This window comes from Eubacterium sp. AF16-48 (assembly GCF_003479405.1).
GTDB lineage: Bacteria > Bacillota > Clostridia > Lachnospirales > Lachnospiraceae > Eubacterium_G > Eubacterium_G segne.
Genome location: NZ_QUHB01000009.1, coordinates 58,716 through 84,352 on the forward strand (window position 1 = coordinate 58,716; position 25,637 = coordinate 84,352).

Here is a 25,637-nt window from a genome sequence, read left to right on the forward strand (position 1 = left end):
TTCTAAATTAATTATCTCGCTCTAGATTTTTATTAATTTACAATCTCAATTTTTCGATTTTCAAAAGCTTTGTCCAAAAATATTTCTAATGCATTTCTCATTGCTTCAATAACATACTCTTCCTCTTTCTTTAGCACTTCATCTACCCTAAATTCTTTATATTCTACGTAAAGTACAAATTTGTCTTCATAATAGTCATATTTTATAGTATTAACTATATTTTTATATATAAAATTTGCCACTTGGGGACCATCTACTCCCTCCAGCACCAACCCTAACGGAGCGTCATTATCCACAAAATACATCCCCTTTTCCTTATCATAAACCCAATACACCACATCTACCATTCCACCATGATACACCCTATTAATATGAAAAGATTCAATAAATTTTCTGTCTTCCTCTGTTATCTTTTCATAAACAAAATTAAATTTTTTTGTTTCCATCATTTTCTCTCCTTAACTTTCTTATTTATTTTATACAAAAATTTTGTGCAATAATTTACCAAAATACAAACACTGATAATCCATGAAAACTGTTAATAGATATGTTATTTCTGACAAAGAATATTTCGTTTTTCTACAAGAAAGATATCCTCAATAAATCGTTATCCTTTTTATAAGAATACATCTGAATTCCATTCCTCTCCTGTGCTTTCCGACCTCTCATACATAATAATAACCTTTCCTCTGCAAGATATTTAACCTCTTTCATTCGCTCTCAACAGCAAAGAGTACTTCTTTCGCTATTATTTATGCTGTATTTTTTATAAAAACATTATTATGATACCATATATGTATACCAAAGTAAATATATTGTTTTATATTTATCAAAATTATATCGTATTTAAATCCACATATTATTTTACATTTTTCAAGCTCAAATTTTATTTATTAATTTGCAATCTCAATTTTTCGATTTTTAAAAATTTTACCTAAAAATATTTCTAATGCGTTTTTCATTGCTTCAATAACATACTCTTCCTCATCCTTTAACCTTTCATCTACCATAAATCCTTTATATTCTATAGAAAGCACAAATCTATCAGAATGATAAACATACTTTATAGTATTAACTATATTTTTATATATAAAGTTTGCCACTTTAGGTCCATTCACTCCATCTAGCACTAATCCTAACGGAGAATCATTAATAACTAAATACATTTCTTTTTCTTTATCAAAAGCCCAATATACAACCTGTACCATTCCGCCATGATACACCCTACGAATATGGAAGGATTCTATAAATTTTCTATCTTCCTCTGCTATCTTTTCACATACAAAATTAAATTTTTTTGATTCCATCATTTCCTCCTAAACTTTATTATTTATTTTGCATTGTGCTTATGTAATTCCCTTGCACAAAGTTTTTATCAATTTAAAACCTTCATTTTTCGATCATCAAAAAAATTCCCCCAAAACACTTCTAATGCTTTTCTCATTGCTTCAACAACATACTCTTCCTCATCTTTTAGCCTTTTATCTACCCTAAATTCTTTATATTCTATAGAAAGTACAAATCTGTCAGAATGATAGTCATATTTTATGGTATTAATTATATTTTTATATATAAAGTTTGCCACTTTAGGTCCATCCACTCCCTCCAACACTAATCCTAATGGAGAATCATTAAGAATGAAATACATCCCCTTTTCCTTATCACAAGACCAATTTGACACATCTACATTTCCACCATGATACACCCTATAAATCTGAAAAGCTTCAATAAATTTTCTGTCTTCCTCTGCTATCTTTTCACATACAAAATTAAATTTTTTTGATTCCATCATTTCCTCCTAAACTTTATTATTTATTTTACATTGTGCTTATGTAATTCCCTTGTGCTAAGTTTTATCAATTTAAGGCCTTCATTTTTCGATCATTAAAAAAACTCCCCCAAAATACTTCTAATGCTTTTCTCATTGCTTCAACAACATACTCTTCCTCATCTTTTAGCTTTTTATCTACCCTAAATTCTTTATATTCTATAGAATGTACAAATCTATCAGAATGATAGTTATATTTTATAGTATTCACTATATTTTTATATATAAAGTTTGCCACTCTAGGTCCATTCACTCCCTCCAACACTAATCCTAATGAAGCATCATTAAGAATGAAATACATCCCCTTTTCCTTATCACAAGCCCAATACATCACATCTACCATTCCACTATGATACTCCTTCTCAATCTGAAATGATTCAATAAATTTTCTGTCTTCCTCTGTTGTCTTTTCATAAACAAAATTAAATTTTTTTGATTCCATCATTTTCTCCTAAACTTTCTTATTTATTTTGTACAAAAATTTTGCACAATAATTTACCAAAATACAAACACTGATAATCCATGAAAACTGTTAAAGATATGTTATTTCTTACAAAGAATATTTCGTTTTTCTACAGGAAAGGTATCCTCAATAAATCGTTATCATTTTTATAAAAAAATAAATCTAAATTTTATTCCTCACCTGTGCTTTCCGGTCCCTCATGCATAATAACAAACCTTCCTCCTCCATTTCCTTCATATGACACTTTTGTTGATGAATCTATACATAATGCCGGTCTTATCCCGCCTTTTCATATGCATTTTATATCGATATCTTGTCATCCCAGGTAAAAACACAAACTGCAGAACTATAATAAGTTTCCGGTGTTCTTAACATCCAGGTAACACGCTCTCCATTTAATGAACATTTTTTATTACGATTCTTTTTTAAATAATCAATGTTTTCCCCTCTTTCGCTATAATATACATACCACTTTCCATGTCCTCTATAAGAAAAGCGGCACTATCGCTTTATTCAACGCCATAGCACCGCTTTTATGTCAATATGAATGTATCACTGCCACTCACCATTGTCTACGGATTACTTTCTTGTTACGTAATTTCCGAAAACTCACATCACATTAAACTAACTTTGCCAGTTCCTCTGCTTTATCAGTCTTTTCCCAAGGTAAGTCTAAATCATTTCTTCCAAAATGACCATATGCAGCTGTCTGCTTGTAAATAGGTCTGCGAAGGTCTAACATCTTTATAATACCTGCAGGTCTTAAATCAAACTTATCACGAATGATTTCCACTAATTTTTCATCTGAAACCTTTCCTGTTCCAAATGTATCTACCATTACTGATGTAGGATGTGCAACACCAATGGCGTATGATAACTGAATTTCACATTTATCTGCTAATCCTGCTGCCACAATATTTTTTGCAACATATCTTGCTGCATAAGCAGCTGAACGGTCAACCTTTGTACAATCCTTTCCAGAGAAAGCACCACCACCGTGTCTTGCGTATCCACCATAAGTATCAACAATTATTTTACGTCCTGTAAGTCCGCTATCGCCATTTGGTCCGCCTATAACAAAACGTCCTGTTGGATTTATAAAGAATTTTGTATTTTCGTCTACCATATCCTGTGGAAGAATTTCATCAAATACATATTTCTTAATATCTTCATGTATCTGCTCCTGGGTAACTTCCGGATCATGCTGAGTCGATAAAACTACCGCATCTAATCTAAATGGCTTTCCATTTTCATCATATTCTACTGTAACCTGTGTTTTTCCATCAGGTCTTAAGTATGGAAGTGTTCCGTTTTTTCTGACCTCCGTCAGTTTTCTTGCTAACTTATGAGCCAATGAAATAGGATATGGCATTAACTCCTCTGTTTCGTTAGTAGCATATCCAAACATCATTCCCTGGTCACCGGCACCAATTGCATCAATGTCCTCATCCGACATTTTGTTTTCCTTAGCTTCAAGAGCCTTATCAACTCCTAATGCAATATCTGCTGACTGTTCATCTAATGCTGTTATAACTCCGCATGTGTCACAGTCAAATCCGTATTTAGCCCTGTCATAACCGATTTCCCTGATAGTATTTCTTACTATTTTTTGTATATCAACATATCCCTTTGTAGTTATTTCACCCATAACCAACACAAGACCTGTTGTAATACTTGTTTCACAGGCTACACGGCTCATAGGGTCCTGACGCATTAATTCATCTAATATGGCATCAGATATCTGGTCACACATTTTGTCAGGATGACCTTCAGTTACTGATTCAGATGTAAACAATCTTTTTTCCATTTACTTCTCCTTTTCTTTGTTTTAAATGCTTTAACTATAGTATCTTACAAATATTTATTTTCTACTTGTGAGAATTTATTTTTCTTTAAACCTTATTTTTATAAAAGAAAAAGTCCACTAAACAGTGGACTTGAATTCAAGGTATCAAATCCTCTTATTGATCAAACTTGTGTCTGCTCAGGTTGGCACCTTCCTGACAAATGTCGGGGTTGCCGTGGCTTCTTCGGTCCTTGTACCTCCACCACTCTGAATAAGAGAAAATATTTATTTGCAATGGTTATATTACTATTATAGCATACATATGTCAAGGAATAAATCCCAAAAACATTAATCTCTGCTGTTTCTAAACTGTACCGGTGTCATTCCGTACTTTTTCTTAAAAAGGCGGTTAAAATGTTCAACATTCTGGTATCCTACCTTTTCTGCAATAGATTCAACAGTCATGTTTCCCCCCTTTAAAAGAGTTCTTGCCTTTTTCATTCTGACATTTTTAACTAACTCTCCAAAGGTCTTTCCTGACTTATCCTTAATGTACTTTGATAAATAAGGTTTTGAAAGATGGAACTGATCTGCTAATTCATCTAAAGAAACCGTTAAATAATTTGTATTAATATAATTAATTATTTCAGTCAGTCTCTCGTCCTGGCAGTCTTTTTCACCTAATTCCTTAATAACCTGATTTACGGCTACTGTTAATGCATGGATTGATGATTTAATAATATCCTCGTCTAATCCTACGCCCCAATGCATAGCTCCGTTATAGCTTATTCCCACATAAGAAACAGCCTTTGAAGAAGAACCTCTTGATAATGAATGTTCCTCGTATACTGAAAGTTCGTAGCTAATATTAAAATACTGCTTAAATGCATTACTTACAGCATCTAATCTACCGTTACCTGTACTCTTAACAATTCTTACCCCGTCATTTTGTGCAATGGTAACTTCTGCCATAATGCCGTTTTTCTGCTGGAAATGTACTTCCGGAACAGAGAATGCTCCCACATCATTTATGTATTTATCTTCAAATATCTGATATACCCAGTCAGGTGATAATTCCTTATGCTCCTTATCTGAAACATGCTTAACTGTATATCCCACTTCTTCCTTCATCTTATCCGGCAAATCCAGTCCGAAGTTCTGCTTCAAAATGTAACTTACGCCACCTTTTCCTGACTGGCTGTTAATTCTAATAACATCAGAATCATATGTTCTTCCAATATCTACAGGATCAATAGGAATATATGGAACAGTCCACTCATCAGTTTTGCCTGCTGCCCTACATGCCATACCCTTGGCAATGGCATCCTGATGTGAACCTGAAAAAGCAGTAAATACTAAATCTCCTGCGTATGGCTGACGTGGACCTACCTTCATTCTTGTAAGTCTCTCGTAAACCTTGCTTATTTCATTTAAATTGCTAAAGTCAAGCTTTGGATCAACACCATGAGATAACATATTCATGGCAAGAGTAACTATATCAACATTACCTGTTCTCTCACCGTTTCCAAACAATGTACCTTCAATTCTATCTGCTCCTGCTAATACACTAAGTTCAGCTGTTGCCACACCGCAACCTCTGTCGTTATGTGGATGAACTGATATTGTTACTGCATCACGATATTTTAAATTCTTATGCATATATTCAATCTGGGTTGCAAATACATGCGGCATTGCATTTTCCACTGTAGACGGAAGATTAATAATAACCTTGTTATCCTTTGTTGGTTTCCACACATCTAATACTGCATTACATACGTCTAATGCATAATCCATTTCTGTTCCTGAGAAACTTTCAGGGCTATATTCAAATGAGAAGTTGCCGTCTACTTCCTTTGCTAATTCATCAAGAAGCTTTGCACCATCTACGGCGATTTTCATTATTTCTTCCTTGCTCTTTTTGAAAACCTGTTCACGCTGTGCCACTGATGTGGAATTGTACAAATGAATAACTGCGTGCTTTGCACCCTTTACAGCTTCAAAAGTTTTCTTAATAATATGCTCTCTTGCCTGAGTTAAAACCTGAACTGTAACATCATCCGGTATCATGTTTCTTTCAATCAGGGCACGCATGAAATTGTACTCTGTTTCTGAAGCAGCCGGGAATCCCACTTCTATTTCCTTAAATCCGATATCCACAAGCATCTGGAAGAACTCCAGTTTTTCTTCGAGACTCATAGGCTCAATTAAAGCCTGATTTCCATCTCTAAGGTCAACACTACACCATATAGGTGCCTTTTCAATGTACTCCTTCTTTACCCAGTCTGTAGTTACTACAGGTGGCATAAAATACTGTCTCTTATACTTCTTGTAGTTCATCATGATAATTATCTCCTTTAATCTTGTTTTAAAAAATATCTATATAAAAGTTTCCAACTTTTAATGCAAAAAAATATCCCTGTGCTCCATCTGTAGGAAGCACAGAGACGTAAGCTTTACTTGCGCGGTACCACTCTGTTTCATGTAATAAATACACACTCTCATAGGATGCATTCACATCCCTTCCTTTTAACGGTGGATTTCCGTCCTGACCTACTTGATGTTTTCAGCCGGAAGCTCCGGGGCGAGTTCATTAACCTGCATCTGATGTCTCGCACCTTCCGACATCTCTCTTGGTACAGCTCATTAATTACTATTCCTCTTCATAGCCTTTGCAATATTTTTAGGATGAACATATATTAACATATGCCTTTTCCTTTGTGTAGTGACAATATTAATCAGTTTTATTGATTTTTTTTATCATCCTACTTTTAATTTAAACTTCTGTTCTTCCCTTTCAGAATCTACTTTTGCGATAGTTGCTCCAAGTCCTGACAACTTTTCATCGAATCTTTCGTATCCTCTCTTAATGTATACAATATCATCTACCGTAGTAAATCCCTCAGCTGCAAGACCCGCAATAACCAATGCTGCTCCTGCCCTAAGATCAGTTGCCTTTACTTTAGCACCCTGAATACTTCCAACTCCGGTAATAATGGCTGTTCTGCCTTCTACCTTAGTTATGGCACCCATTCTGTTTAATTCTGCTACATACTTAAATCTGTTTTCAAAGATACTTTCCGTAACGGTACTTACCCCATTAGCCATAGTAAGCACTGCTGCCATCTGTGGCTGCATATCTGTAGGGAATCCGGGATAAGGAAGTGTCTTTATGTTAGCACATCTGATAAAATCACCGGCTTTAACCTTAACTGAATCATCATATTCTATAATTGTGCATCCCATTTCCATTAATTTAGATGAAATACACTCTAAATGCTTAGGAATAACATTCTTAATTAAAATCTCTCCACCTGTTGCAGCTGCCGCACACATAAATGTGCCTGCTTCAATCTGGTCCGGAATGGTAGAATACACTGTTCCGTGCAATTTCTCAACTCCGTTAATTCTAATCTTGTCAGTTCCTGCACCTCTAATGTCGGCACCCATGCTGTTTAACATATTAGCCACGTCAACAATATGCGGTTCCTTTGCCGCATTTTCTATAATAGTCTTACCTTCTGCCATAACAGCTGCCAAAATTATGTTAATGGTAGCTCCAACTGAAGAAACATCAAAGAAAATATTGTTTCCTCTTAATACATCTGCATGTGCATTAAGCATTCCGTGATCCTGGATAACTGTAGCTCCTAATGCCCTGAATCCCTTAAGATGCTGGTCAATAGGTCTCTCTCCTATAACACAGCCTCCCGGAAGAGCCACCTCTGCCTTTCCAAACTTTCCAAGAAGGGCACCAAGAAGATAATAAGAAGCTCTTATTTTTCTCATCTGTTCTTCTTCCACAATACAGGAATTAATGGTTCCACCATTTATAATTACACAATGTCTGTCAACTCTGTTTATCTTTGCCCCAATTGTTTCTATTGCATCTATTAACTGATTGATGTCACTGACATCAGGAATATTTTCTAAAGTTACATCTTCATCGGTCATAATTGCTGCTGCAATCAAAGCCAATGCTGCATTTTTCGCCCCGCTTATATCAACTTCACCATAAAGTGGTGTTCCACCTTTAATAATATATTTTTCCATTATTCACCTCGGGTTTTATGTAAACTCCAAAAATTTACTCAAATAAATAACAGTGTGCCTTAATTCTTGTCAAAATCTGCTTTTTTCACCTATTGATATTTTTATGCACACTTTCATATATTATAACACAATCTCCTACTTTGTAAACAGCTAAAGGCTTTTTATAATTTTAGAATATGCACTAAGCGGGTAAAAGTTACCCACCGTTTCCGGACTTTACATAATTAACGGGATTAACTTTTTTTCCATTAATTATTACTTCAAAATGAAGATGAGGACCGGTACTGTCTCCTGTATTTCCACTTAATCCTATTACCTGTCCCCTTGAAACCTTCTGCCCCTTTTCCACATTTAATTCCGACATATGAGCATATCTGGTTTCCACAAAATTTCCGTGATTAATTAAAACGTTGTAACCATAGCTTTCACTATAATACGCTAAGGTTACCCTTCCTTCCTTTGCCGCTTTTACCTTTGTTCCCACACATACTCCCCAGTCATGTCCTAAATGCCTTGAGCTTCTTGATATTGTATCCCCAAACTTTGAGGTGGTAATTCCTCCATTTACAGGCATAATAAAAGAAGCCTCAGAACTTTTTGCCTTTTTCTTAATGGTTTTCTTTTTAGTTACAACTTTTTTTGCCATTTCAGCCTTATCTTTAGCTTCTTTTATTTTTATATTTTGCCCGGCAATGAAACTATAAGCATGTATTTCCATTGCCATCTGGGAAAAAATAATAACTATCATCATTTGTAAGGCAAGAGCTGATACAGCCCAAAACCATCTCTTCTGATTAAATAGATTATTAATAATTTTAATTTTTCATTTCCTCCAATTTTTCAACAATTTTGTTCACAGTTTTCTGTATTGTACTGTGGTGCTCATTTACTATTATATCCGCATATTTTTCATATAACGGTGTTCTTTCATTATATAAATCCTTAAGAGTCTGTCCTTCCTTTAAAACCACCCCACGTTTTTTAAGACTTCCCAGTCTCTTTGACAACTCATTAAGTTCTAATTCCAGATACACAATGGTTCCAATTTTTGCAAAATGCTCCATTGCCTCCTGACCGTAAACTGCACTTCCTCCGGTAGCTATTATCGCCTTTGTTGTGTTAAGGGATTTATTTACGTCATTTTCAATCTCCTTAAATTTCTCTGTACCTTCTTCAGCAATAATATCCTTAAGGAGGCGTCCTGTTTTCTCCTGAATAACTAAATCAGAATCAATAAAGCTATAGCCTAATACCTTTGCCAGCACTACTCCTACAGTGCTTTTTCCAACTCCCGGCATACCTATCAATATAATGTTATCGCTGCTTTTGCTCATAATTTTCAGCCTCCTGATTCTTATTTTCTCTTTTTGTTTTTTCTCACTGAGAATCCAAATCTTCCCAGTTTTTTTCCTACTCCGTAATACTGTCCGTGGGAATAAACCAGCGGTGCTGCCATTGCCAAATCAAACTTTCCTTTAGAATCCATATATTTTTCATCAGCATGAACGCATAAAACCTTTGCCAAAAACATGTCGTGAGTTCCCAGATGTGTAATTTCAAGAACCTCACATTCAATGTTTACCGGACTTTCCTTTATAAGAGGTGCCGCAACATATTTTGCCTCCTCCTTTGTAAGATTCATTGCCTTAAACTTGTCCTCGTCTCTCCCTGACTTTACGCCACAGTAATCTGTAGCCTTGGCAAGTTCCTCTGTAGTAAGATTTATAACAAACTGACCTGTGTGTTTTATCATATCATAAGAATGCCTTGAAGGTCTTACTGAAATGTACACCATAGCAGGATCCGAACTTACCGTGCCTGTCCATGCTACTGTAAATACATTATCATTTCCTTCTCCGTCTGTAGCAGTAACTAAAACAGCCGGCAGGGGATACAACATATTTCCCGGTTTCCAAATATCTTTTGCCATGTAATTATCTCCTTTATTCCTTCTTAGTATTTTTGTTTAATAACTTTATATCCGTAAGTGAAATATCATCACCCTTTAAGGTATAGTTTAAAGTCATTTCACTTTTACATTTTCCGGATAGGGTATACACATAACTATTATACAATGTGGTCTTTGTAGATGCCATATAATTATAGCTATAAGTATATTTTAAAGTATAAACCTTTGTTTTGTCATTATACGTTATGGTATTCTTTAAATTATTTATATTAAAGTCAGATACCTTATAGTCTTCTATATTTTTAGTATCCGGCGGATATATTATATCCTGTGTCTTAGTAACAAGGTCCTTGACCTTACTTTTCAGCTTTTTATTATTAGGAAAGCATTTTATAAGGTTTGGATAGGATGGTTTTTTATCCCTTGCCGCCTTATAAAATAACTTAATGACTTTATCTCCTGACTGTTTTATTTTCCCGGAATATTCTTCACTGGCAGTGTAAGATTTTTTTGTCATATCAAGCGTTGTATCAGGTTTCTTTAAATCCACCTGACTGTTTACTGCATAATATTTGTTTGTAGCCACTACCTTGTAATCTCCCAAAAGAATACCCTTAAATTTATAAGTCAATTTACCATCCTTTTCTTCTACGGAAGCATTATCCTTTGTAATGGTTTTCCCGTTAATTTTTAATTGATTTCCACTGTTAATAACTACAGTAAAATTTTTTACAATCATGCTGTCGCAATTAACAGAGTATTCCGGTATAATATTCATTCCCTTTCTTATTTCATCAACATATATTTCAAAATATCTGTTTTCTTTTTTTGAGTCATCTATACATTTTACCCTGACTAACTTTTGTCCGTTCTTTTTCTCCGGGTCTAATATTTCGTAAGAATCAATTGTATACTGTAAGCGCATTTGCTTCATGGCTTCGATATATGTTTCTTTATTTATGTAAACCTCTTTTTCCTTTGTAAGGTAATCATACATTTTATTAAAATCACTGCTTACAAACGCTCTGAAATATCCTGCGGCAACATCTGTGGGATCTGACTCATGGTTTATATATGCCATTCCTGCTCCAATTCCCATGCAAACTGCTATAAATATTAATATGAAAAAAAGAGATACTACTCTTTCCCTTATTATCGATTTCTTCTTCATAAGTCTACTCCTGCATTAATGTCTGTTTTATATATACGTGTACTTAAATGTTACCCATTATCCTTGATTTTTGCAAGGCTTTTATGTATCATTAACATAACATATGAAAGGATTCAGTCGGATAAAAAGTTTTTCCGACTATTATATTGTTATGGATAAAAAAGCACAATTTAACGAGGCTCTTACTTCTCTTGTGGATTACGCAGCTACAAAAGGTAACGAAATCACTCAGGAAGATGTTAAGGTCTTTTTCAAGGATTTAATTGATGACGAAAGTCAGTACGGTTTTATTAACGACTATTTAAGCCTTAATAAAATAAAGGTTTTAGGATTTACACCAACGTCTTTTTTTGACACATTAAATGAAGATACCACAGAAAGCATAGCGGAGGATTCCCCTAATGAAGGCATTCCTGAAAAAGTTTCAAATTTTAAGGAGTCCCAAGAGGAAATCGCTTTCGTCAATATGTATATGTCAGATATGGAAAACATTGAACCTTTGTCTGACACAGAAAAGGTTGAATTAATAAATCAGTTACTTTCAGGTAATGCCGAAGCTTCAAAACGTTTAGTTGAAGGTAGTCTTTCATTAGTAGCAGAACTTGCCGGTAATTTTCGTGGCAAAGGGGTCTCCTTTGGCGACCTTATTCAGGAAGGAAATATTGGCATGATGCTGGCGGTATCTGATTATAACAGTAATTGCGGTGACTTTAATGAATTTATTACAAACCGTGTTACTGATGCCATAAAAAATACCATTAACGAACAGATTAATTCTGACCGCATAAGCCAGCATTTGGCTGACCAGCTTAATTTACTGGATAAAGTTACAAAGCAGTTAAGTGAAAAGCTTGGTCGTGTTCCTGAATTAGCTGAATTATCTGAAGCTATGGGTATTGACGAAGATGAGGTATCTCTTTTATTAAAAACATCCATTAACACTTTGTCAGTTAATCAGGATACCAAAATTGCAGAGGATACTTCCCAAACCGGAAATACTTCAGATTTAAACGACAATGATAATAATCAACCTCTTACATGGAGACATAGTAAGTAGTTTTTTTAGCTTAATAAGGCATAAAAGAGGCTGCGGCTTTGACTTATCAGGTCAAGACCACAGCCCTTTTTAATGAGATTAAGTAAAATATATATTTAAGAACAGAGTTCCAAAATATCTAACTGATATACAACTCTTTTCCTGTTTTTTATTTATCCTTGTAAGCTAATGCTTCCACACCAACTTCACCTGTACGAACTCTCATAACATCTTCTACATTTGTTACGAAAATCTTACCGTCGCCATAGTGTTCAGTATTAAGTGCCTTTCTTGCTGCTGCCACAACAAGTCCCGGATCAACTGTTGAAACTACTATGTCAACCTGTACTTTCTTATAAAGGTTCATTGTGGTTGGTACACCTCTGTATCTACCTGTCTTACCTTTCTCAGCTCCACATCCCATTACCTGAGATACCGTCATTCCCATTACTCCAATAGCATTCATTGTGTCACGAAGTACACCAAATCTTTCTTCCGGACATATAATGGAAATCTTTGTATATCTGCCTTCTTCTCTTTCGCCAAGAGCAAGAGCAACCGGTTTAACATCTGAAAGGTCAACTGAACCTTCGCTTTCTCCTGCATATGATGGTGCTGCTGGGAGGAAATCTGCGTAAGCTGATGCAAGGCCATGTTCTGAAATATCCATACCAATGATTTCTTCTTCTGGTTTAACTCTAAGTCCAATTGTATGTTTAATAATCTGGAATACAATTGTCATCATTATTGCTGCGTAAACATCAATTGCTACAATACCTAAAATCTGGATTCCTAAAAGTTTTGCTCCACCACCATAGAATAAACCTGCGTAGTAAGAACCATCTGCAAATGCATTAACTGTTTCTCCCCTACCTGTTGCAAATAAACCTACGGCAATTGTTCCCCAAACACCGTTTGCCCAGTGAACACCAACGGCACCAACCGGGTCATCAATGTGGAACTTCTTATCTAAAACTTCTACTACTACATCCACTAATATACCTGAAACTGCACCAATGATTAATGCTCCTACAGTATCAACTGAAGCACATCCTGCTGTAATTGCTACCAAACCTGCAAGGGATGCGTTAAGACACATACCAACATCAGGCTTTCCGTCTTTAATCCATGTAAATATCATACAAACTACTGTTGCTGTTGCCGGTGCAATTGTTGTATTCATAAAGATTGATGCTAAGCTGTCATTGTTTGTAGCTGCTGCACCGTTAAATCCATACCATCCAAACCAAAGAATGAAGCATCCTAATGCACCAAGAGTTATTGAGTGACCTGCAATGGCGTTTGATCTGATTTTACCATTAGATCTCTTTGTGTACTTGCCAATACGAGGTCCCACAATAATGGCTCCAACTAATGCCGCCATACCACCTACAGAGTGAATAACTGCTGAACCTGCGAAATCTACGAAATGTAACTGCTGTAACCATCCGTTGCCACCATAGTTCCAAACCCAGCCTGCTTCAATAGGATATACTATTAAGCTGATTGCTGCTGAATAAATACAGTAAGCACTGAACTTTGTTCTTTCAGCCATAGCACCTGAAACAATTGTAGCTGCTGTTGCACAGAATACTAACTGAAATACGAACTGTGACCAGTTAAATGTGTCATAATGGATAAAGATATCAAGATTTGGAATACCAATAATTCCCATTACATAATCCTCTGACATCATAAGCCCGAAACCTAATACTATGTACATTATAGTACCGATACAAAAGTCCATTAAGTTTTTCATAATAATGTTGCCGGCATTCTTTGCTCTTGTGAATCCTGTTTCAACCATTGCGAAGCCTGCCTGCATAAAGAATACCAGGCTGGCACCAATAAGGAACCAAATAGCAAAACTGCTGTCTGTTGCTGCTTTAATAATCTCTTGTGCTCCCATAACTAATTCCTCCATTCTTTTTTAGTCCTAAATAATATTTTTACCTGGAAAACATTTAAAGGGGATGTTTTCCCAGACGACACAATTACTGAATTTGCCATTGTGCTTTTCAATAATTATGTGCTCTCAGAAACGAAAAAGGGAGCTAGACCTTTACGTCTGCTCCCTTGCATTTCGTTCAACATGCATTAGTATAACATCATATTTTTTTATTTCAATGGATAAATCACTTTTGCTAATAAAAAAAAGTCCAAATTTAATTTTCTTAAATTCAGACTTTAATTTATTAATGTTAGGTTTTATTTCGTAAACTTTTTTCCGTTTTTTATAAACTTTATTAAAGATTACTGTATATTCTCCTTAATTTTATTATATATGCCTTCTCCATCCAGTCCAAACTCTTTTATAAGCTCTAAAGCCGGTCCTGAATGTCCAAACACGTCATTTACACCTATCTTAGTTACCTTTGTAGGGCATTTTGCACTTAATGCATCACATACTGCACTTCCTAAACCACCAATTACGGAATGTTCTTCCACTGTAAACACATTCTTAGTCTTTTCAGCGGATTTTACAATTATATCTTCATCTAAAGGCTTAATTGTATGAATATTAATAACCTCGGCACTAATTCCCTCTGCTGCAAGTTTTTCTGCTGCTTCAAGGGCATAAGACACCATAAGACCGGTAGCAACAATTGTAATGTCACTTCCCTGACGCATTAATATGCCTTTTCCAATTTCAAATTTATAATTGTTTTCATCATTAATAACCGGTGCTGCAAGACGTCCAAATCTCATATATACAGGGCCTTCCATTTCATATGCTGCCTTTACTGCTGCACGGGCTTCCACATCATCACATGGATTTATAACTGTCATTCCCGGTATAACTCTCATAAGCGCAATATCTTCATTACACTGATGTGTGGCACCGTCTTCTCCTACAGAAATTCCTGCATGAGTTGCCCCGATTTTTACATTAAGGTGTGGATATCCTATAGTGTTTCTCACCTGCTCAAAAGCTCTTCCTGCTGCAAACATTGCAAATGTGCTGGCAAAAGGTACCTTTCCACAGGTAGATAATCCTGCTGCTATTCCCATCATATTAGCTTCTGCAATACCGCAGTCAATATGTCTATCAGGAAACTCTTTCTTAAAAATGGCAGTTTTTGTAGCTGCTGCAAGATCCGCATCAAGTACCACAATATCGTCATGTTCCTTTGCAAGCTCTACAAGTGCTTTACCATAGCTTTCTCTTGTTGCTATCTTCTTTACTTCTGACATAATGCTTCACCTGCTTTCTCTAATTCTTCCATTGCCACGGCAAACTGTTCATCATTAGGTGCTGCGCCATGCCAATTTACCTGATTTTCCATAAACGAAACCCCTTTTCCCTTTACGGTATTCATAATAATGGCTGTAGGCTGTCCCTTTGTATTTTTTGCCTCATTAAGGGCATTTCTTATTTCATCAAAATCATGTCCGTTAATTACAATAACATGAAAATTAAATGCTTCAAACTTCTTATCAATAGGGTATGGTGAACATACTTCTTCCACTGTTCCGTCAATCTGAAGATTATTGTTATCTACTATTACCACAAGATTGTCTAACTTTCTGTGTCCGGCAAACATTGCTGCCTCCCAAACCTGTCCTTCTTCTATTTCACCATCACCTAATAATGTGTATACTCTGTAATCCTTATGATCCATTTTGCCTGCCAATGCCATACCTACTGCTGTAGATACTCCCTGACCTAATGAACCTGATGACATATCAACTCCCGGAGTATGCTTCATATCAGGATGTCCCTGCAAATATGAATCCGGCTTACGAAGTGTCACAATATCTTCTTTTGGAATAAATCCTTTTTCAGCAAGTACTCCATATAAAACAGGTGCTGCATGTCCCTTTGATAAAACAAATCTGTCTCTGTTAGGATTTTTTGGATTTTTGGCATCAACATTCATTTCCTCATAATACAGGAAAGTTACCATATCAGCAGCTGATAAAGAGCCGCCCGGATGTCCTGATTTTGCACTGTGAAGACCTGTAACAATGTTTTTCCTTACTTCGTTAGCAATCTTTTTTAACTGTAAATTTTCCATTGTTTCTTCCTTTCTTATACATTAAAATCTGATTCTACCAATATGTTATTACCTTCCTCATCTTTTTTAGATGCGAAGATACCCTTTAGCTTTCTTCCTATTCTTCTTGATTTAGAAATAGCCTCATCTACAATGCTTTCAACATCACTTCTGCCAATTCCCTTATTTACACCAAAGAAGTCATCTATAGCCTTATAAAATGCAAGGTTTGCAACCTCGTCAAAAACATATCCCTTGTCTTTTGCATAGCGTTTACCATATTCTACCCATTCCTTAATGTCGTATTCTCTTATGGTAACTACATGATTAAATACCCTTGCAGCCCTCTGGGATTCATTTAATATCTTTGTCATTCCATCAGTTTCGCCTTCTAAGATAATAATCATGTCATCTGTAAACATACCTGATACATCTGTTATTTCACTTAATGTCATAGGTCCTAACCTGTCAGCATTTTCAATAATCAAATCACTTCCAAGAAGCTTTGATAACACTGTTCTAAAACCTTTTCTGTTAAGTGCCACAGCATCTATTTTTGCCAGTTTTCTGTTTCTTCTGCCACGCTTTTTATTTACAAGCTTAATAATTTCTATGGCAAGTGTGGTTTTACCCGTCTTTTCACTTCCCATAATAACTATATTGCCCTCTGCTGAATTTCCATTAGGCTTGTAATTAATAATTAAATCCTTTAAAACATCCCTTATATTGGTGTCAAATCCTTCCACATTAAGATAGTTTTTAAAAGCTGACAGTTCTTCCTCTGTTAAAACTATTTCAGGCTCTACGTCCTCTGCAGAATCTCCATTAGTCTTATCGGTAGGCAGAATCTCCTCATTATATATCGGCTTTGCCTTTTTCCTTACTATAGCCTTGTCAGTATTTCCTTCTTTTCCTTCTTCCTTTGTATCATCCGGTTTTGCCTGTTTATCTTCCGGTTCTTCCGTTACCTCCGGTGTCACTTCTTCTTCCTCTTCCTTCGGCTCTTCTAATACTTCAGGTGATTGGCTTAAATTTTCATCCGGCTTTTCCTCTTCTACCATGTCAGGTACCTTGATTTCTAATTTTCCTTCTTCTACAATACCTGCTCCTGAAAGAATTTCTATACTTGCTGATGTAGCATTTTTAACCTTTAAATTCATGCCCGGCTTTTCAGCCTTTGGTGCCTCTGACTTTTGATTTTCAGTTTCTCTGACAGCAGATTTTAATTCATCTTCTGTTGGAAGTTCCTGGGTAACAAATCCTGAGTTGTCTATCTTAAGGTCTGCTACCATATCATCTTCTATTTCTTCCGGTTCTAAATTATTCTGTGCTTCCCTTTGGGCTTTAGGCTCTACATCCGTTTCCGGCTCAATTTCCGGTTCAGATTGTGCTTTCTGTTCAGCTTTAGCCTCAGGCTCAATTTCTGCTTTCTGTTCAGCTTCAATCTCTACCTCAGGCTCGGTTTCTACTTCCGGCTGTGGTTTTACCTCTGCCTCAGGTTCATTTTCCGGCTCAATAACCTCCTCTTCAACCTGTCCATCCTTCTGCAAATTATCTTCGCTGTTAAAATGAAGTAATTCATCCTTTTCCTTTAGAGATTCCTCTAACTCCTCTCTTGCAGAAGTTGCCTCATCTATAATATTTACAGCCTGCTTAACAGTATCCGCCTTTAATATGCCTCTTTCCTGAAGTTTCCTTAATATATCCGCAACTCCATTCATGTCACTAATGGTATTTTCGGCTTCATTCTGTTCCTGTACCGGCCCTGTTTCTTCTTTCAAATCCTCCGAATGGGATTTTTCCTGTATTTCCGATGTTTCATCTTTTTCTGCTTCCGGTTCTTTCTTATCCTCCGTAACTTCTGACTGCAAAGATGATTCATCAGCCTCCCTGCTTTGGGCTTTTGCCTTTTCACCTTCTAAGTCCGTTACTATTTCTTCCATTACCGGCTCTTTTTCAGTTTCATCCTCTTCTTCAAGTTCTGAAACCTCTTCCTCGATTTTTTCTTCATCTACCGGCTGTTCAGCTATTTCTGCCTCTTCCATTAACTCCTCAATGGTTTTATTGTTTAAGTCATCCTCTTCGGATTTTAATATAATTTCTTCCATATCGCCATTCATTTTAGGAAAAATCTTTGTTTCTCCTAAATTACCTGAAGCTGTATTGTCAAAAATTCTTGTTTTCGAAAGTTCGTCCTCTGTCTCCTTATTCTGTGCCATCTTAGACTGTTCTTTCTTCTCGTCTGCAAGAATCTCTTTCACGCTGTCTGCCACTGCTGCCTGAATATCCTCCTCCGCAGTTTGTGGTTCCACCTTAATTTCAGGAATATCATGAACAATATCCATTTTAACATCTAACGGCTTTAATTCCTCCGCATGCTTTTTAGCTGCTTCGGCTTCCATTGCTATTTTTTTCTTGTTTTCATCATATTTTTCCTGCTGTGCAGGGGTTAGCGGGCTATACATTTTCTTAAGATCCATTGCCTTAAATACATATTTTCCCTCAGCAAACCAAAGGCATATTTCATCACATATATCAATACATTTCTGCTTGTCACCGATTATGTGATACAGTTTGGCTAACTCATATGCCCATCTTTCCTCCATATCAATATTAACATACTCCTCCAGTATGCCAATTAACTCTTCAATAGGCTTTTCCTGTGCCTTTGCCATTTTGTATTTAAGCACAAATCTTGATGTATCCCTAGGTGCCATTTCCACGAAATCTTCGTAATAATCCTTAGCTGCGGTAAAATCTTTTGTCTTTATTGACAAAAGACATAGCTTATACGCTATATGACGACCGGTATTTGTGTTTTCATAGGCTGTAAGAAGCACTTCTTTTGCCTTCTCATAATTATGGTTTAATTCATATGCATTTGCCACGATGTTAAGTAAATTGTTATCTTTAATTTTCTTTATATCCAAAGCATCTGCTATTTTACCTGCCTCTTCGTAATCCCTGTCATGCAGTGCTCTTTTTATTTCCTCTAATTTCAGCTTCTGCTCGTTTTTGTCCATTTGAATTCCTCTTATTTTAATATTTATCCATGCTTACATTTTCTAAACCGTAACTCGTCCCTGTAATGCCCTGAGCAATGTTACATTATCAATACATTCTAAATCTCCTCCTACAGGAACACCGCTGGCAATTCTTGTAACCTTTATTCCCAAAGGCTTAACAACCTTGCTGATATACATGGCTGTTGCCTCACCTTCCACACTGGAATTAGTAGCAATAATCACCTCATTTACGTCGTCCTTCAGACGTTCAAACAGCTCTTTTAAGCGGATATCATTTTGTCCTATACCTGCCATGGGATTTATTGCTCCGTGAAGTACATGATAAACTCCCTTATACTCTCCGACCTTTTCGTATGCCGCCATGTCTTTGGTAGACTCAACTACCATAATAGTCTTATGGTCTCTTTCCTTACTACTGCAAATAGGGCATTCGTCCTGGTCAGTAAGGGTACAACATGTCTTACAGTATTTAACATTTTCCTTGGCGTTTATCATGGCATTTGCAATATCCTCTACCTGCTCTTTGGGCATGTCCAAAATATGAAATGCCAGTCTTCCTGCGGTTTTTGCACCCACTCCCGGAAGAGTCGATAATTCTTCAATTAGTTTTGTTATATATCCACTGTAGTAATCCAATGTCCTTACCTCTTTCTTTAAGTCAAACTATTAGAACAGTCCGCCTAATCCTCCGGTAATTTTGGACATTTTCTGTGTTGACATTTCTTCCATTTTTCTTATAGCCTCATTTACTGCTGCCATAACTAAATCCTCTAACATTTCAATGTCATCAGGGTCTACAACTTCCGGATCAAGTTTAATTTTTGTAATTTCCTTTGAACCTGAAATTGTAACTTCAACGGCTCCACCACCTGCTGTTGCAGTATATTCGGAAGCTTCAAGTTCTGCCTGGGCTTCCTCCATCTGCTTCTGCATCTTCTGTGCCTGCTTCATTATATTATTCATATTCCCCGGCATTCCTCCCGGAAATCCACCTCTTTTTGCCATTTTAAAAATCCTCCTGTACTACTTCCATATTAATATTCTTTAACACAACCTCCTGGAAATAATCTCCAAAGTTTTGGTTGCCTTCAAGCATTGTCATTTCTACCTTGACCTGCTTATTAATTTCTTCACTTATTATATTATTAAGCATTTCTATAATCTCAGGTTTATTGCAGCCCTCATATCCGATAGCTCCCGGATTAAATACTATAAGAAGGGTATCATCCCCTTTGACACTAAACCTGGCATCATTTAGAAATGTCTTATACGGATTTGAAATATGTCTTTTTACCTTTCCCCAGTTATCCACTACATACTGGATATCTGCCGGAACAGGCTTGTCAAAGACTTTTTTAGGTTTACTTTCTACCTTCTCCTCAGTTGCAGGCACCGCTACCTTTGCCACAAAATCCCCCTTTTCCATTTTGTTTTCCAAAATAGAAATTCTGTTAATTAGGGATGCCGTATCATTTTCCATCTGAGGCTTATTTAGTTTTATAAGTGCAATTTCTATCAGCACTCTTTTATTTGAAGCATATTTTATCTGACCGGCAAGTTCTGAGAACACCCGTATATATCTCATTATTACATCTGTCTCAACCATTGATGCTTCTTCCTTTAATGCCTCTATACGTTCTGCCGAAGCATCTATAAAATCCGTTGCTCCGTCAGAAGTCTTTATAAGCATTAAATTACGCAGGTACCATATAAAATCACTGACAAACTGCCCTAGTTCTCTTCCCTGCATAACCATTTCATCTAATATGTTAATACATTCAGTAACATTCCCTGCAATAATACTTCTGGTAAGTCTGCTGAAAATTTCATTGTCAACTGCCCCTAAAACCTCTAACACATTTTCGTAGGTTAGCTTCTGTCCCAGATAAAACGCTATACACTGGTCTAAAAGACTAAGAGCATCACGCATGGAGCCATCCGCTGCCTTTGCCACATATCTGATAGCCTTATCCTCTACCTCTATGCCTTCCTTTTCCATTAATTCCGTAAGTCTGGCAGCTATTGTATCTATGGTGATTCTTTTAAAATCATACCTCTGACACCTTGATAAAATAGTTATTGGTATTTTATGGGGTTCTGTAGTAGCCAAAATAAACATTACATATGACGGTGGTTCCTCTAATGTTTTTAAAAGTGCATTAAAAGCACCAATGGATAACATATGCACCTCGTCGATAATGTACACGGTATACTTTCCATTAGCCGGCGTATATTGGATTTCATCTCTTATCTGACGAATATTATCTACACCGTTGTTTGATGCCGCATCTATTTCAACTACATTCATTGCACTGCCTGAATTAATTGCCCGACACGTTTCACATTCATTGCACGGGCTTCCATCTATAGGGTGTTCACAGTTTACAGCTCTGGCAAAAATCTTCGCCACACTTGTTTTTCCTGTTCCCCGTGTTCCACAAAAAAGATATGCATGTCCTATTCTGTTAGCATTAATCTGATTTTTAAGCGTCTGTACTATATGATCCTGCCCTTTAACCTGCTCAAATGATGTAGGTCTGAATTTTCTGTATAATGCTGTATAAGACATGTTTTCTCCCTTCGTAATATTCACGCAAAATTGTTTTTTTAGATTTTGGGCGCACTACACCCATTGCGCCTTTGGAATCATTATAAACCAAAAAAGTTTTCCATACAAGACGTTGGAAAACTTTTCTATATTTTTATTAAGTATATTGACACTTATATGTCTTTATTTAATTTTACTCATTATGTAATCATATACCTCTGTTGGAATCTTATAATAACTTTTATCTACACGGCAATATCCATTATTATCGTCCGGTGAATATATTTCCACCATATCTCCTGAGGGTTCAATTTTTAAGTATGCAACGGGAGCTGATTTAAGCTCAAATCGGTTAATCTTCTCCCATTTTCCGGTATCCTCCACACTATCTGATGCATTGTCAATGCTGTTGGAATTTTGCTTATTGGTATTTTCCTCATTTTCCACTGCCTGTTCATATGCTGACTGTGCCTGAGTAAGCTGTTCCTGCAATTTAGTAAGCTGCTCTTCAAGTTGTGTTTTTGTCTATCCGGTGTTAATAGGGTGTATTTTTCGTGAGAATTAAATGAATAAAACCAGGCACACAAAAAGGGAGTTAAAACCAAACAGCTAAATAACTGTTAATGTTCTAACTCCCTTATATGTTTTATTTTATTAATCCGTGCGGTTTGCTTTGTGAATATCCCATAAGCGTTACCTTTACAGTTAACTCGGTCCAGGCACCCTCATGTCACACGAGATGATCTGCTTAGTGCTGCTCCATTCCTGACCTGACACGGTTCACAGGACCCCGTTGCATAAGACCCGGACGTCAACATCACTTATAAAGGGCAGCCCTACAAGATATACCCGACACAAACCATCACCCCTGCTATAGCGGATTGCAGGTTCAGGGCGCCGCTACCTCCCCGGCTGCACGGAAGTGTTATAACAAATTCATTTGTCAGAAATACAGTATAACCCAATGACTTTTTCTTTGTCAACTATGATTTTCTAAGATTTCTAAAAAAATCCTTTAAAAGGCTGCTGCATTCTTCTTCTAATATGCCCTTTTCAATCTCTACCTGATGGTTAAATTTGTCCACCTGCAACAGATTCATAATAGAGCCTGCACATCCTGCCTTTGGATTCATGCATCCTATATATACTTTTTTTATTCTTGCCTGAACTATGGCTCCTGCACACATCTGGCACGGCTCAGTGGTAACATACATCTCACAATCATCAAGCCTCCAGTCATCAAGCTTTTTACTGGCCTTTTTTATGGCATTTAACTCGGCATGGCTTAAAGTATTTTTGTCAACCATTCTTCTGTTATAGCCTCTGCCTATTATTTTATCCTTATATACAATAACGCATCCTATAGGTACCTCACCAATATCCCATGCCTTTTTTGCCTGCTTTATTGCCTCTCTCATGTACTTTTCTTTCATCTTAATATTCCATCTGATATTTTATATAAACTTTTAACATATTTATCCCACATATCTTACCTGATAACCGGCTCTTTTGCCTTCCTCCATATCAGCCCTGAATTCTCCACCTTCGTACTCATTACTAAATATGTATATTCCTGCTATTTCCTCCATGGAAAATCCGTTTTGTTCTAATTCATTCTTATCTACCTTTATGGTGTACATGGAATTTTCCACCACAGGATTTAAGGAACCAATTTTGTATCCCTTCTTACTTCCATAACGGTATAAGTAAATATTAACAAACTCTGCAAGATATCCCTTTGGTATTTTTAAAGTAAGATTAAATTTACAGGTAGTGTCCTTTTCCTTACATTCCACAAATCCTACATTCCTTACTTTTCTTCCGTTTACATAATAATAAATATACAATAACTTCCTATTATTCATTTTTGCCTCACTCCTTCACTGAATTATATGAGGCAAAAATGTAAATTATAACTATTATTTAAAATATTCTGAAATTGTTTTCCAGATGCCGTCCTCTTCCTGACCTAATGACCAGTAAGCAGCTCCTCCTAATTTGTACTTATTCATTAATTCCAGCCTTGACTTAACTGATGTTTCATCCTCAAGCCAAATCATGAAAGTACTGCTTCCCTTTGTATACGTTACAAAATTCTGTCCTGTAGTTTCGTCAAAAGCCGGCTTAACTCCTGCAGCCTTGTATTCTTTCTTTGCGGCATTCATTCCAACAGCCTTGCTTGATAAATAATAATTTCCATTTGCTGCATCTTCAATAAGCTTTCCTGAACCATCTGCATTGCCATCCTCTTCACTTTTTGTTTCCCAGATTCTTGTATAAAACGGCATTCCATTTATTACTCTGTCAGAATTTCCTGTTTCTTCCAAAGTATCTTTAATTGAATTTTGTGCATAAGACATAGATGACACTGAACCTGCCTCATCACTTGCAGAAGTATGTTCATCATAATTCATTATAATCAAATAATCCACTAATTTAATCTGCTGCTTTCTGTCATAATAGGCACTCCATTTAGATGGTGCATAATTATCTACCGAAAGAACTTTTTTAGCAGCCCTACACTCAATGGATAATTCCCTAAGGAACTGAAGATAGTCATCAATAATCTCTTCTGTTATATATTCAAAGTCAATATTAACGCCGTCTAGTTCATAACTGTCTGCAAAATACATTATATTGTTAATAAATTTCTTTCTAAGAGCAGTTGATGTTAATACCTTCTTTGTAAGTTTCCTGTCTGTAAAGTCATTAACTAACGCCCACACCTGCATTCCCTTTTTATGGGCTTTTTCCACATAATTTAAATCTGCAAGGGATGACAGATTTCCGTTTTTATCCACCAATGAAAACCATGTAGGGGAAATAACATTTACCCCTTTAACATTTGCTGTCAGTTCATCAAAGTTGTTATTGGCATTCTGATTATATATCTGATTCCATGCCAGACTCACCTTTGTATCTAATGTTACATGAGTGTATGTATCATCGTCATTTTTAAATGAAACCTCCTGAGTTCCACTATCATTTAACTCCGATACGGGAATGTATCCGATATAGCCGTTTTCTGTTCGTACTTTATCCCAGTTCTTGCCACTTTCTATAACCGTAACCTTTGTTCCCTTTGAAATTTCTTTTACTATAAGGTTCTGGTAATCACCTTTAGTACGCATTTCAATATTACTGTCAGTAGTCATTATATTTTTCTTTCCACTTTTATATGTAATACTTAAAATAGCCGGTGCATCACCTTCTGCCTTAGTTAATTTATAATTAATATCTACAAACTTTTTAACGGTTTCTATATTTATATAGCATTTTTTATTTTCTTTAATGCAGGTTGTATAATTAACCTTTTCCTTGTCTATAACATTTTCATTAAGAGGCATTTCATAGGAAGTTGTTGCGTTGGTAAACATTAAACTCCCATTGCTTTTATCATAGTAAAATCTTGGGTCTATATTGTCTTTAACCATATCAATGCTTACAAATACATCTGCATCCTTCATAATTCCGTACTGTTCGCTATATTTATCCTCTAATGCAACTGCCACTACACTGTCACCGCTTTTGGTAGTGTAATTAACATCCTTGCCATTGTCATCTTCATAGGTAAGTCCCATATACCATTTTAAATCCACTTTTCCATCATTAGTCTTTCTAAACATATCACATCCTGATAAAACAAACGCTGAAATCACTAATGCGGTAAGTGCAATATATCTTACGTTTTTTCTCACTGTAATTCCTCCTTATAATAAATGTAATGCCCCTACCTTTAATCAGAGGCATTTCGTCGGAAATGTCCCATAAATGGAACATAACACTTTTATCATACCATAAATAAAAAAGACTGCATACAGT

At 36.0% G+C, this 25,637-nt stretch carries 23 protein-coding genes, 1 other RNA gene, 1 riboswitch and 1 other annotated feature; of the genes, 1 reads left to right on the forward strand and 23 read right to left on the reverse strand.

Annotated elements, in window-relative coordinates; translation table 11 throughout:
• Nucleotides 1-32: 32 nt before the first annotated feature.
• The 11 genes from DWW68_RS10330 to DWW68_RS10380 all read right to left on the reverse strand — a co-directional run bounded on the left by DWW68_RS10330 (nt 33) and on the right by DWW68_RS10380 (nt 11,207).
• Nucleotides 33-449, reverse strand: a complete 417-nt coding sequence (locus DWW68_RS10330; RefSeq protein WP_147365673.1) for a hypothetical protein — start codon at nt 447-449, stop codon at nt 33-35.
• A gap of 444 nt (nt 450-893) precedes the next feature.
• Nucleotides 894-1,310 carry a hypothetical protein gene (locus tag DWW68_RS10335; protein ID WP_147365755.1) on the reverse strand — a complete coding sequence of 139 codons (417 nt, stop codon included), beginning with the start codon at nt 1,308-1,310 and terminating at the stop codon, nt 894-896.
• 65 nt (nt 1,311-1,375) lie between these two features.
• Nucleotides 1,376-1,792 carry a hypothetical protein gene (locus tag DWW68_RS10340; RefSeq protein WP_147365758.1) on the reverse strand — a complete coding sequence of 139 codons (417 nt, stop codon included), beginning with the start codon at nt 1,790-1,792 and terminating at the stop codon, nt 1,376-1,378.
• 64 nt (nt 1,793-1,856) lie between these two features.
• Entirely contained in the window at nt 1,857-2,273 is a 417-nt protein-coding gene (locus DWW68_RS10345) for a hypothetical protein (protein ID WP_158576883.1), read from the reverse strand.
• A gap of 637 nt (nt 2,274-2,910) precedes the next feature.
• Nucleotides 2,911-4,098, reverse strand: coding sequence for a methionine adenosyltransferase (gene metK, locus DWW68_RS10350; RefSeq protein WP_021951808.1), 1,188 nt, complete (start codon nt 4,096-4,098; stop codon nt 2,911-2,913).
• A 151-nt stretch (nt 4,099-4,249) separates the two neighbouring features.
• Nucleotides 4,250-4,355, reverse strand: a riboswitch (SAM riboswitch).
• Nucleotides 4,356-4,425: 70 nt separating this feature from the next.
• Nucleotides 4,426-6,417 (reverse strand): 2-isopropylmalate synthase, encoded by a 1,992-nt coding sequence (locus tag DWW68_RS10355; protein ID WP_118589919.1) that lies wholly within the window; start codon nt 6,415-6,417, stop codon nt 4,426-4,428.
• Between the two features lie 97 nt (nt 6,418-6,514).
• Nucleotides 6,515-6,750 (reverse strand) — a binding site (T-box leader).
• An 84-nt stretch (nt 6,751-6,834) separates the two neighbouring features.
• A complete protein-coding gene (locus DWW68_RS10360) occupies nt 6,835-8,127 on the reverse strand; it encodes a UDP-N-acetylglucosamine 1-carboxyvinyltransferase (RefSeq protein WP_021951806.1) in 1,293 nt (430 codons plus the stop codon).
• Between the two features lie 196 nt (nt 8,128-8,323).
• The gene (locus DWW68_RS10365; protein ID WP_118589921.1) at nt 8,324-8,878 is read right to left on the reverse strand and encodes a M23 family metallopeptidase; all 555 of its coding nucleotides are present in this window, start codon (nt 8,876-8,878) and stop codon (nt 8,324-8,326) included.
• A gap of 64 nt (nt 8,879-8,942) precedes the next feature.
• Nucleotides 8,943-9,461: a shikimate kinase gene (locus DWW68_RS10370; protein WP_118589923.1), complete on the reverse strand. Its 519-nt coding sequence runs from the start codon at nt 9,459-9,461 to the stop codon at nt 8,943-8,945.
• A 20-nt stretch (nt 9,462-9,481) separates the two neighbouring features.
• Entirely contained in the window at nt 9,482-10,057 is a 576-nt protein-coding gene (locus DWW68_RS10375) for a flavin reductase family protein (protein WP_118589925.1), read from the reverse strand.
• 13 nt (nt 10,058-10,070) lie between these two features.
• Nucleotides 10,071-11,207 carry a hypothetical protein gene (locus DWW68_RS10380; protein ID WP_021951802.1) on the reverse strand — a complete coding sequence of 379 codons (1,137 nt, stop codon included), beginning with the start codon at nt 11,205-11,207 and terminating at the stop codon, nt 10,071-10,073.
• 103 nt (nt 11,208-11,310) lie between these two features.
• Here DWW68_RS10380 and DWW68_RS10385 point away from each other — a divergent pair, with 103 nt between their 5' ends.
• Complete coding sequence (locus tag DWW68_RS10385; protein ID WP_118589927.1) at nt 11,311-12,264, forward strand: sigma-70 domain-containing protein; 954 nt, start codon at nt 11,311-11,313, stop codon at nt 12,262-12,264.
• 148 nt (nt 12,265-12,412) lie between these two features.
• Here the strand turns inward: DWW68_RS10385 and DWW68_RS10390 are convergent, their stop codons facing one another.
• The 12 genes from DWW68_RS10390 to DWW68_RS10445 form a co-directional block, all read right to left on the reverse strand.
• The gene (locus tag DWW68_RS10390; protein WP_243053111.1) at nt 12,413-14,152 is read right to left on the reverse strand and encodes an ammonium transporter; all 1,740 of its coding nucleotides are present in this window, start codon (nt 14,150-14,152) and stop codon (nt 12,413-12,415) included.
• 344 nt (nt 14,153-14,496) lie between these two features.
• On the reverse strand, nt 14,497-15,438 hold the full coding sequence (locus DWW68_RS10395; RefSeq protein ID WP_021951799.1) for a transketolase family protein: 942 nt from the start codon (nt 15,436-15,438) through the stop codon (nt 14,497-14,499).
• Nucleotides 15,426-16,262, reverse strand: coding sequence for a transketolase (locus DWW68_RS10400; protein WP_118589931.1), 837 nt, complete (start codon nt 16,260-16,262; stop codon nt 15,426-15,428). Before DWW68_RS10400 ends, DWW68_RS10395 begins: the two co-directional genes overlap by 13 nt.
• Before the next feature lie 14 nt (nt 16,263-16,276).
• Nucleotides 16,277-19,264 (reverse strand): hypothetical protein, encoded by a 2,988-nt coding sequence (locus DWW68_RS10405; RefSeq protein WP_118589933.1) that lies wholly within the window; start codon nt 19,262-19,264, stop codon nt 16,277-16,279.
• 42 nt (nt 19,265-19,306) lie between these two features.
• A complete protein-coding gene (gene recR / locus DWW68_RS10410) occupies nt 19,307-19,903 on the reverse strand; it encodes a recombination mediator RecR (protein WP_021951796.1) in 597 nt (198 codons plus the stop codon).
• Between the two features lie 30 nt (nt 19,904-19,933).
• Nucleotides 19,934-20,272, reverse strand: a complete 339-nt coding sequence (locus DWW68_RS10415; RefSeq protein WP_021951795.1) for a YbaB/EbfC family nucleoid-associated protein — start codon at nt 20,270-20,272, stop codon at nt 19,934-19,936.
• Nucleotide 20,273: 1 nt separating this feature from the next.
• Complete coding sequence (gene dnaX / locus DWW68_RS10420; RefSeq protein ID WP_021951794.1) at nt 20,274-21,836, reverse strand: DNA polymerase III subunit gamma/tau; 1,563 nt, start codon at nt 21,834-21,836, stop codon at nt 20,274-20,276.
• Between the two features lie 162 nt (nt 21,837-21,998).
• A complete protein-coding gene (locus DWW68_RS10425; protein WP_118589935.1) occupies nt 21,999-22,307 on the reverse strand; it encodes a hypothetical protein in 309 nt (102 codons plus the stop codon).
• Between the two features lie 167 nt (nt 22,308-22,474).
• Nucleotides 22,475-22,735: signal recognition particle sRNA large type (gene ffs, locus DWW68_RS10430), an RNA gene on the reverse strand.
• 63 nt (nt 22,736-22,798) lie between these two features.
• The gene (gene tadA, locus DWW68_RS10435; RefSeq protein ID WP_118589937.1) at nt 22,799-23,254 is read right to left on the reverse strand and encodes a tRNA adenosine(34) deaminase TadA; all 456 of its coding nucleotides are present in this window, start codon (nt 23,252-23,254) and stop codon (nt 22,799-22,801) included.
• Between the two features lie 36 nt (nt 23,255-23,290).
• Entirely contained in the window at nt 23,291-23,680 is a 390-nt protein-coding gene (locus tag DWW68_RS10440) for a hypothetical protein (protein WP_021951791.1), read from the reverse strand.
• 54 nt (nt 23,681-23,734) lie between these two features.
• Complete coding sequence (locus DWW68_RS10445; protein WP_021951790.1) at nt 23,735-25,513, reverse strand: glycosyl hydrolase family 18 protein; 1,779 nt, start codon at nt 25,511-25,513, stop codon at nt 23,735-23,737.
• Nucleotides 25,514-25,637 lie beyond the last annotated feature (124 nt).

Coding starts and splice junctions, on each gene's coding strand:
- DWW68_RS10395 (WP_021951799.1), bottom strand. CDS start 15,438: ATGTCAGAAGTAAAGAAGATAGCAACAAGAGAAAGCTATGGTAAAGCA.
- DWW68_RS10385 (WP_118589927.1), top strand. CDS start 11,311: ATGAAAGGATTCAGTCGGATAAAAAGTTTTTCCGACTATTATATTGTT.
- DWW68_RS10330 (WP_147365673.1), bottom strand. CDS start 449: ATGATGGAAACAAAAAAATTTAATTTTGTTTATGAAAAGATAACAGAG.
- DWW68_RS10390 (WP_243053111.1), bottom strand. CDS start 14,152: ATGGGAGCACAAGAGATTATTAAAGCAGCAACAGACAGCAGTTTTGCT.
- DWW68_RS10440 (WP_021951791.1), bottom strand. CDS start 23,680: ATGAATAATAGGAAGTTATTGTATATTTATTATTATGTAAACGGAAGA.
- DWW68_RS10340 (WP_147365758.1), bottom strand. CDS start 1,792: ATGATGGAATCAAAAAAATTTAATTTTGTATGTGAAAAGATAGCAGAG.
- DWW68_RS10375 (WP_118589925.1), bottom strand. CDS start 10,057: ATGGCAAAAGATATTTGGAAACCGGGAAATATGTTGTATCCCCTGCCG.
- dnaX (WP_021951794.1), bottom strand. CDS start 21,836: ATGTCTTATACAGCATTATACAGAAAATTCAGACCTACATCATTTGAG.
- DWW68_RS10365 (WP_118589921.1), bottom strand. CDS start 8,878: ATGATGATAGTTATTATTTTTTCCCAGATGGCAATGGAAATACATGCT.
- metK (WP_021951808.1), bottom strand. CDS start 4,098: ATGGAAAAAAGATTGTTTACATCTGAATCAGTAACTGAAGGTCATCCT.
- DWW68_RS10345 (WP_158576883.1), bottom strand. CDS start 2,273: ATGATGGAATCAAAAAAATTTAATTTTGTTTATGAAAAGACAACAGAG.
- DWW68_RS10360 (WP_021951806.1), bottom strand. CDS start 8,127: ATGGAAAAATATATTATTAAAGGTGGAACACCACTTTATGGTGAAGTT.
- DWW68_RS10370 (WP_118589923.1), bottom strand. CDS start 9,461: ATGAGCAAAAGCAGCGATAACATTATATTGATAGGTATGCCGGGAGTT.
- DWW68_RS10400 (WP_118589931.1), bottom strand. CDS start 16,262: ATGGAAAATTTACAGTTAAAAAAGATTGCTAACGAAGTAAGGAAAAAC.
- DWW68_RS10380 (WP_021951802.1), bottom strand. CDS start 11,207: ATGAAGAAGAAATCGATAATAAGGGAAAGAGTAGTATCTCTTTTTTTC.
- DWW68_RS10355 (WP_118589919.1), bottom strand. CDS start 6,417: ATGATGAACTACAAGAAGTATAAGAGACAGTATTTTATGCCACCTGTA.
- DWW68_RS10415 (WP_021951795.1), bottom strand. CDS start 20,272: ATGGCAAAAAGAGGTGGATTTCCGGGAGGAATGCCGGGGAATATGAAT.
- DWW68_RS10405 (WP_118589933.1), bottom strand. CDS start 19,264: ATGGACAAAAACGAGCAGAAGCTGAAATTAGAGGAAATAAAAAGAGCA.
- DWW68_RS10335 (WP_147365755.1), bottom strand. CDS start 1,310: ATGATGGAATCAAAAAAATTTAATTTTGTATGTGAAAAGATAGCAGAG.